Raw genomic sequence first — 7,492 nt, forward strand, 5'->3', positions numbered from 1 at the left:
CGTCGATTCCCTCCTCCGCCTTGCGATCGCACGCACCAGACCCCGCCGGCCCCGCCCTCTCGGGCGGCCGACGCCACTTTGACGACACTCCCTAGCCCCGCTCGCGCTCCTCGACCGCCGAGTTGTACGCCGCGACCAGCGCGCGCCGCGCGACCCGCTCCACCGGCCGCAGCGCCTCCGCCCGCGCCGCCATCTCCGAGGCGGCCACCGCACCGCCCGGCCCGTGCTCGTACGCCAGCGACACCAGCAGGTCCACCCGCTGCGCCAGCGCCAGCACCCGTACCGCCCGCGGCGGGTACCCCGGCGCCAGCACCTCCCGCCCGGCGTCGGCCCGCGCCCGGTAAGCCGACAGCGCGGCCTCCGCCACCGGCCCCGACCCCGCCACGTCCAGCCGGGTCAGTACGACCGTCGCCTCGCGCAGCGCCTCCGCCAGCTCCCGCTCCGCCTCACCGAGCGACGGCACGTCCGCCGGCGGGGCCTCCCGTACGGGCAGACAGTGCCACGTCACCGAGACGTGCACGTCCCCCGCGGGCCCCGCCTCGGCCACCTCCGGCACCAGACCCAGCGCCGCGCCCACCGCGACCACCGCCTCCTCCGCCTCCAGCGCCCGCGCGTTGAACTCGGCGGGCCCGCTCAGCCCCAGCGGATGCCCCGGAGCGGGCAGAGCCACCCGCAGCCCGGCCACCCCCAGCGCCCGCATCCGCCCGAGCGCCAGCGTCAGGCCCACCGGACCCGATTCGCCGGGCAGCCCCTCCACCCGGTGCACGGCGTCCTCGCCCACGATCGACAACACGGCCTCGTCGGGCGAGACCAAACCGGCCAGCAGTGCGTTCCCCCAGGCGGCCAACCGCCCTGAACGTGGTTCGAAAAGCATTCCCCCACTTTACGGATCACCACGGATCCGGCCCCGTGGCCAACCTGGCGCCCGGACCGCTCTCCGAGTGGCGTAGGTTTTCCCTGGGGCTGCGCCTACCGGTGCACAGACGAAACCGAGACTGCAAGGGGAGACAACACGCTCATGAGCGATGTTCTGGAGCTGGTGGACGTATCCGTGGTCCGCGAGGGCCGGGCTCTGGTGGACCAGGTCTCCTGGTCGGTGAAGGAGGGGGAGCGCTGGGTGATCCTCGGCCCCAACGGCGCCGGCAAGACCACGCTGCTGAACCTCGCCTCCAGCTACCTCTTCCCCACCAAGGGCGCCGCCACCATCCTCGGCAGCACCCTCGGCAAGCCCGGCAGCGACGTCTTCGAGCTGCGCCCGCGCATCGGCGTCGCCGGGATCGCCCTGGCCGACAAGCTCCCCAAGCGCCAGACCGTCCTGCAGACCGTCCTCACCGCCGCGTACGGCATGACGGCGACCTGGCAGGAGGAGTACGAGGAGATCGACGAGCAGCGCGCCCGCGCCTTCCTCGACCGCCTCGGCATGACGGAGTACCTCGACCGGAAGTTCGGCACCCTCTCCGAGGGCGAGCGCAAGCGCACCCTGATCGCCCGCGCCCTGATGACCGACCCCGAGCTGCTCCTCCTCGACGAGCCCGCCGCCGGCCTCGACCTCGGTGGCCGCGAGGACCTCGTACGCCGCCTCGGCCGCCTCGCCCGCGACCCGCTCGCGCCGTCCATGGTGATGGTCACGCACCACGTCGAGGAGATCGCCCCCGGCTTCACCCACGTCCTGATGATCCGCCAGGGCAAGGTCGTCACCGCGGGACCGATCGACCTCGAACTGACCTCGCGCAACCTCTCGCTGTGCTTCGGCCTCCCCCTGATCGTCGAGCGCAACGACAGCGACCGCTGGACCGCCCAGGGCCTCGCGCTGCGCTAGTACCGCAGGCGCACACCGACGGTCCGCGCACCGTCGCACCCTGTCCTGACCGCGCCCGCCCGACCTACCATGACCATGTGAACATCGACGCGTGGCTGTGGTGGCTCATCGGCGCGGTCGGACTGGGCATTCCGCTCGTCCTGACGGCGATGCCCGAGTTCGGCATGTTCGCCGTCGGCGCGGTCGCCGCCGCCGTCACGGCGGCGTTCGGCGGGGGAGTGGTCGCCCAGGTCCTCGTCTTCGTGATCGTGTCCGTGGCGCTCATCGCCGTCGTCCGCTCGATCGCCAACCACCACCGCGAGCAGCGGCCCCAACACCGCACCGGAATCGACGCGTTGAAGGGCAGAAGCGCCCTCGTCCTCGAACGCGTCGACGGCAGCGGAGGCCGGATCAAACTCGCCGGCGAGGTCTGGTCCGCCCGCACCCTCGACGCGGACAGCAGCTTCGAACCCGGCCAGCAGGTGGACGTCGTGGAGATCGACGGAGCCACCGCGATCGTCATGTGAGCTTCTGATCAAAGCAGCCGACCCGCGGCCCCGGGTCTGCGAGACTCCGCTCAACGGGGCAGCACAGACAGCCGGAAGGGCACGGGGAACCGCATGCAACCGATCATCATCGTCCTGATCATTCTGGTGGTTCTGGTCTTCATCGCACTGGTCAAGACGATCCAGGTGATCCCGCAGGCCAGCGCCGCCATCGTCGAACGCTTCGGCCGCTACACGCGCACCCTCAACGCGGGCCTCAACATCGTCGTCCCGTTCATCGACTCGATCCGCAACCGCATCGACCTGCGCGAACAGGTGGTCCCGTTCCCGCCGCAGCCGGTCATCACGCAGGACAACCTGGTCGTCAACATCGACACGGTCATCTACTACCAGGTGACCGACGCCCGGGCCGCGACGTACGAGGTCGCCAGCTACATCCAGGCCATCGAGCAGCTCACCGTCACCACCCTGCGCAACATCATCGGCGGCATGGACCTCGAGCGGACCCTGACCTCCCGCGAGGAGATCAACGCGGCCCTGCGCGGAGTCCTCGACGAGGCCACCGGCAAGTGGGGCATCCGCGTCAACCGCGTCGAGCTCAAGGCGATCGAGCCGCCGACCTCCATCCAGGACTCGATGGAGAAGCAGATGCGCGCCGACCGCGACAAGCGCGCCGCGATCCTCCAGGCCGAAGGTGTCCGGCAGTCCGAGATCCTGCGCGCCGAGGGTGAGAAGCAGTCCTCCATCCTGCGCGCCGAGGGTGAGGCCAAGGCCGCCGCACTGAGGGCCGAAGGTGAAGCGCAGGCCATCCGTACGGTCTTCGAGTCCATCCACGCCGGCGATGCCGACCAGAAGCTCCTCGCCTACCAGTACCTCCAGATGCTCCCGAAGCTCGCCGAAGGCGACGCCAACAAGCTCTGGATCGTGCCCAGCGAGATCGGAGACGCCCTCAAGGGTCTCTCGGGAGCCATGGGCAATTTCGGTCCCATGGGGGGCGGTTCGGGCTTCAACCCGCAGAACTCCGGCAAGGACGGCGGCAACGGCGCCGGAGCGGCCGACAAGGCCGCCGCCGAGCGCCGGGAACAGCCCCCCATCGACTGACCCGCCCGTCCCCTCCTGCATGATCAGTGAGGCCCCTCGACCTTCATGGCGGGGAGGCGACTCACTCATGCAAAGGGGATGGCTCAGTCCATGTCTCTGCTCTCGATGTCCCCCTGGGAATCACTCGCGGTGTTCGCGGCCGGCATCGGTGCCGGCACGATCAACACCATCGTCGGCTCCGGCACCCTCATCACGTTCCCGGTGCTGCTCGCCACCGGACTCCCGCCGGTCACCGCCAACGTGTCCAACACCCTGGGCCTGGTGCCCGGTGCCATCAGCGGAGCCATCGGCTACCGCAAGGAGCTCCAGGGCCAGCGCAGCCGCATCATCCGGCTCGGCGCCGTCTCCCTCGTCGGGGGACTCGCGGGCGCCGTCCTGCTCGTCACCCTGCCGTCGGACTCCTTCGACACGATCGTGCCGATCCTCATCGGACTCGCCCTCGTGCTCGTCGTCCTCCAGCCCCGGCTCGCCGCGGCCCTGCGCAGGCGCCAGGAAGCCGCCGGAACCGAACCCGGACACCCCGACGGCGGCCCCGCACTGCTCACCGGAATGCTGCTCTCCAGCGCGTACGGGGGCTACTTCGGCGCCGCCCAGGGCGTGCTCTACGTCGGCCTGATGGGACTGCTGCTCCACGAGGACCTGCAGCGCATCAACGCCGTGAAGAACGTCCTGGCCGCCCTCGTCAACGGCATCGCGGCCGTCTTCTTCCTCTTCGTCGCCGAGTTCGACTGGACCGCCGTGGTCCTGATCGCCGTCGGCTCCACCCTCGGCGGCCAGATCGGCGCCAAGGTCGGCCGCCGCCTCTCCCCGACCGTGCTCCGCGCCGTCATCGTCGTGGTCGGCGTGGTGGCCATCGTCCAGATCCTGCTGCGCTGAGCGACGTACGAGAAATACGTCGCCCAGCGCACCGGCGGTCATCCGCTCGTACGGGGGTGTCCCGGGCGGGCCTAGGCGGACCGCTCCAGCCACTCCGGCAGCGCCTCACGGCCGCCCACCCCCAGCGCCAGCAGCATGGCGTCCGCCGGAGACGGTACGAACGGCTTCCGGAGGAGCGGCATCCCCGCCTCCTCCGGAGTCCGGGCCGCCTTGCGGTGATTGTCCTCGGCACAGGAGGCCACCGTGTTCAGCCACGTGTCCCCACCGCCCTGGGCGCGGGGCAGCACGTGGTCCACGGTCGTCGCGCGCTTCCCGCAGTACGCGCACCGGTGCTGGTCCCGGACCAGCACCCCCCTCCGTGACCAGGGAGCATGTCTTCGGAACGGCACCCGTACGTACCGGCACAACCTGATGACCCGGGGAAGCGGAAGATCCAGGGAAGCACCTCGCACACGCAGTTCCGGATGCGACTGCTCGACCACGGCCTTGTCCTGGAGCACCAGGACCACAGCCCGGTTCAGCGTCACCGTCGACAGCGGCTCGAAGCTCGCATTCAGCACCAGCGTGTCCCGCATCTCGCCCACCTCCCGTGTGCAGGCCCGCGACCACACCGGCGGCAGGGCCCGCAACCACTCTGGCCGCGCGCGCCACGCGGGACAACGCAATAAAAATGCCCGGTCCTGGTCGCCTTTAGACCAGGACCGGGCAAACGCACGGCGAACGATCAGCTCGCGGGGCCCTCGTACTCACCGATCAGCTGCGCCCGTCCCAACGAGTGGAACCGCAGGTTGAATCCGACGACCGCCGGCGAGACGTCCGCACCGGGGCCCAGCTTCTCCTGGTCCACCGCGTAGACGGTGAACACGTACCGGTGCCGCTCCCCGGCCGGTGGAGCCGCCCCGCCGAAGTCCTTCGTGCCGTAGTCGTTCCGTACGTGCACGGCCCCGGCGGGCAGACCCTCGAACTTCCCGCCGCCCGCACCGGCGGGCAGCTCGGTGACCGACGCGGGCAGATCGAACAGCACCCAGTGCCAGAACCCGCTGCCCGTCGGGGCATCCGGGTCGAAGCACGTCACGGCGAAGCTCTTCGTCCCCTCCGGGAACCCCTCCCACCGCAGGTGCGGAGAGACGTTGCCGCCCTTCAGCACCTGGGCGTCGCCCAGCTCCCCACCGGGCTCGAGATCCGTGCTCTGCACCGAGAACGCGTGCACCCGGGGGTGGAAATCGTGGGGAAGGGGCGCCCTGTTCTGCTCGGCCACTGCTGAACCTCCTGATCGCGAACCAGTACGGGTACCGGCACCGGAATGCCGGTACCCGGCCGAGCCTAGAACCAGTTGCGCTGCGAACCCACGGACGCGATCCACTGGTTGAGGTACGCCGCCCAGTCGGTCCCCTGGTACGACTGCAGCCCCACCTGGAAGCAGCGGTACGTGTCACTGCCCTCGGAGAACAGCCCCGACTTCTTGTCCATCTCCAGCACGACGTCCATCTCGCGGCCGTCCGAGACGAAGGTCAGCTCGACCTGGTTCAGCCCGCGGTACTGCGCCGGCGGCAGGAACTCGATCTCCTGGTAGAACGGCAGCGTCTGGCGGGTCCCGCGGATGTGCCCGCGCTCCATGTCCGCGCTGCGGAAGCCGAAGCCGAGCTGGCGGAAGGCATCCAGGATCGCCTGCTGCGCCGGCACCGGGTGCACGTTGATCGGGTCGAGGTCGCCGGCGTCCACCGCGCGCGCGATCTCCAGCTCGGTGCTGACCCCGATGTTCATCCCGTGCAGGTGCTGGCCCCCGAAGTGGGTGATCGGCGTCTCCCACGGGATCTCCAGCCCGAACGGCACGACGTGCAGGGCGCCCGCCTGCACCTGGAAGGCACCGCCGAGTCGCTGCTTGGTGAAGACGATGTCCTGCTTGTACTCCTGGTCGTTCCCCTCCACCTCGACCCGCGCCTGGAGACCGACGGACAGGCCCTCGATCTGCTGCTCCACGGAACCGCCCTGGATGCGGACCTCGCCCTGGACGATCCCGCCCGGCACGACGTTCGGCTCGGTGATGATCGTGTCCACCGAAGCACCGCCGGCACCCAGCGCCGCGAACAGCTTCTTGAACCCCATGCTCTGACTCCCCTTGAAGGCTCGTGCGACTACCGCTTACGAGTACACCCTGACAAACGCGGAACCTTAGGCCCCGGTTGCAGGTGTGCGCGTTGGACTACGCTCGACCGGATGAGCGCGCGCCCCGACCGTACGCCCCTGGCCCGGTCCTTCTTCGACCGGCCGGTCCTCACCGTGGCCCCGGATCTCCTCGGCCGGATCCTGGTCCGCCGCACCCCCGAAGGCCCGATGGAACTCCGCATCACGGAGGTGGAGGCGTACGAGGGGGAGGCCGACCCGGGCTCCCACGCCTACCGGGGTCGTACACAGCGCAACGCATCGATGTTCGGTCCGCCCGGACACGCGTACGTCTACTTCATCTACGGCATGTGGTTCAGCCTCAACCTGGTGTGCGGCCCGCCGGGGCACGCGAGCGGGGTGCTGCTGCGCGCAGGTGAGATCACCGTGGGCGCCGACCTGGCCCGCAAACGTCGACGTTCAGCCAGAAGCGACCGAGAACTGGCCAAGGGCCCGGCCCGCCTGGCCACCGCCCTGGCGGTCGACCGTTCCCTGGACGGCACGGACCTCTGTACCGGTCCCGATTCCCCCCTGGCGCTCCTGACGGGTACCGCCACTTCATCCGACCTGGTGGGCAACGGCCCGCGCACGGGAGTCGGGGGCGCCGGCGCGGATCACCCGTACCGCTACTGGATCACCCACGACCCGACGGTGAGCCCGTATCGCGCCCATGCGCCACGGCATCGTTCAACTTGACTCCACCTTGGCGGACGCCTAACGTAGTCCGAGCCGCTTGAACGGGGCACTGCCATCAGCAGACCCCCGGAGCGGCCAACCCACTACCTACGACGTTCCCCTGGCGGGGTCGATTTCGGCATGCCCGAATTCGAATCCGGTGGCTCGATTATGAGCCGCAAGGGATAAGCGCTAAAGTGGTGGAGCGCCGAAAGGCAAAGGCCCCCAACGGCCGCCGAATTCAAATCCGAGTCGGAAACGACAGCGAAATGATCTGGTAGAGTCGGAAACGCAAGAACGAAGAGCGAAAGCCCGGAGGAAAGCCCGAGAGGGTGAGTACAAAGGAAGCGTCCGTTCCTTGAGAACTCAACAG

9 protein-coding genes are annotated in these 7,492 nt (G+C 69.6%); 5 read left to right on the forward strand and 4 right to left on the reverse strand.

Features of this window, described 5'->3' with window-relative positions; genetic code table 11:
* Window positions 1-91: 91 nt before the first annotated feature.
* A complete protein-coding gene (locus tag ACFXGI_RS38305; protein WP_384717603.1) occupies window positions 92-874 on the reverse strand; it encodes a hypothetical protein in 783 nt (260 codons plus the stop codon).
* A gap of 144 nt (window positions 875-1,018) precedes the next feature.
* On the opposite strand from ACFXGI_RS38305, the gene ACFXGI_RS38310 reads away from it, so the two are divergent.
* From ACFXGI_RS38310 to ACFXGI_RS38325, 4 genes are all read left to right on the forward strand, one after another.
* On the forward strand, window positions 1,019-1,819 hold the full coding sequence (locus ACFXGI_RS38310; RefSeq protein WP_229340879.1) for an ABC transporter ATP-binding protein: 801 nt from the start codon (window positions 1,019-1,021) through the stop codon (window positions 1,817-1,819).
* A gap of 77 nt (window positions 1,820-1,896) precedes the next feature.
* Window positions 1,897-2,325: an NfeD family protein gene (locus ACFXGI_RS38315; protein ID WP_030873642.1), complete on the forward strand. Its 429-nt coding sequence runs from the start codon at window positions 1,897-1,899 to the stop codon at window positions 2,323-2,325.
* Between the two features lie 93 nt (window positions 2,326-2,418).
* The gene (locus tag ACFXGI_RS38320) at window positions 2,419-3,405 is read left to right on the forward strand and encodes an SPFH domain-containing protein (RefSeq protein WP_384717608.1); all 987 of its coding nucleotides are present in this window, start codon (window positions 2,419-2,421) and stop codon (window positions 3,403-3,405) included.
* A gap of 105 nt (window positions 3,406-3,510) precedes the next feature.
* Entirely contained in the window at window positions 3,511-4,281 is a 771-nt protein-coding gene (locus ACFXGI_RS38325) for a sulfite exporter TauE/SafE family protein (RefSeq protein ID WP_384717620.1), read from the forward strand.
* 71 nt (window positions 4,282-4,352) lie between these two features.
* Here ACFXGI_RS38325 and ACFXGI_RS38330 read toward each other — a convergent pair whose 3' ends face one another.
* The 3 genes from ACFXGI_RS38330 to ACFXGI_RS38340 form a co-directional block, all read right to left on the reverse strand.
* A complete protein-coding gene (locus tag ACFXGI_RS38330) occupies window positions 4,353-4,856 on the reverse strand; it encodes an HNH endonuclease (RefSeq protein ID WP_030162330.1) in 504 nt (167 codons plus the stop codon).
* A gap of 149 nt (window positions 4,857-5,005) precedes the next feature.
* On the reverse strand, window positions 5,006-5,539 hold the full coding sequence (locus ACFXGI_RS38335) for a YbhB/YbcL family Raf kinase inhibitor-like protein (protein WP_384717611.1): 534 nt from the start codon (window positions 5,537-5,539) through the stop codon (window positions 5,006-5,008).
* 65 nt (window positions 5,540-5,604) lie between these two features.
* Window positions 5,605-6,387 carry a sporulation protein gene (locus tag ACFXGI_RS38340; RefSeq protein ID WP_384717614.1) on the reverse strand — a complete coding sequence of 261 codons (783 nt, stop codon included), beginning with the start codon at window positions 6,385-6,387 and terminating at the stop codon, window positions 5,605-5,607.
* A 111-nt stretch (window positions 6,388-6,498) separates the two neighbouring features.
* Between ACFXGI_RS38340 and ACFXGI_RS38345 the strand changes: the two genes are divergently transcribed.
* A complete protein-coding gene (locus ACFXGI_RS38345) occupies window positions 6,499-7,140 on the forward strand; it encodes a DNA-3-methyladenine glycosylase (protein ID WP_384717617.1) in 642 nt (213 codons plus the stop codon).
* Window positions 7,141-7,492 lie beyond the last annotated feature (352 nt).

The sequence above is a fragment of the Streptomyces sp. NPDC059355 genome (genome assembly GCF_042752335.1).
Taxonomy (GTDB): domain Bacteria; phylum Actinomycetota; class Actinomycetes; order Streptomycetales; family Streptomycetaceae; genus Streptomyces.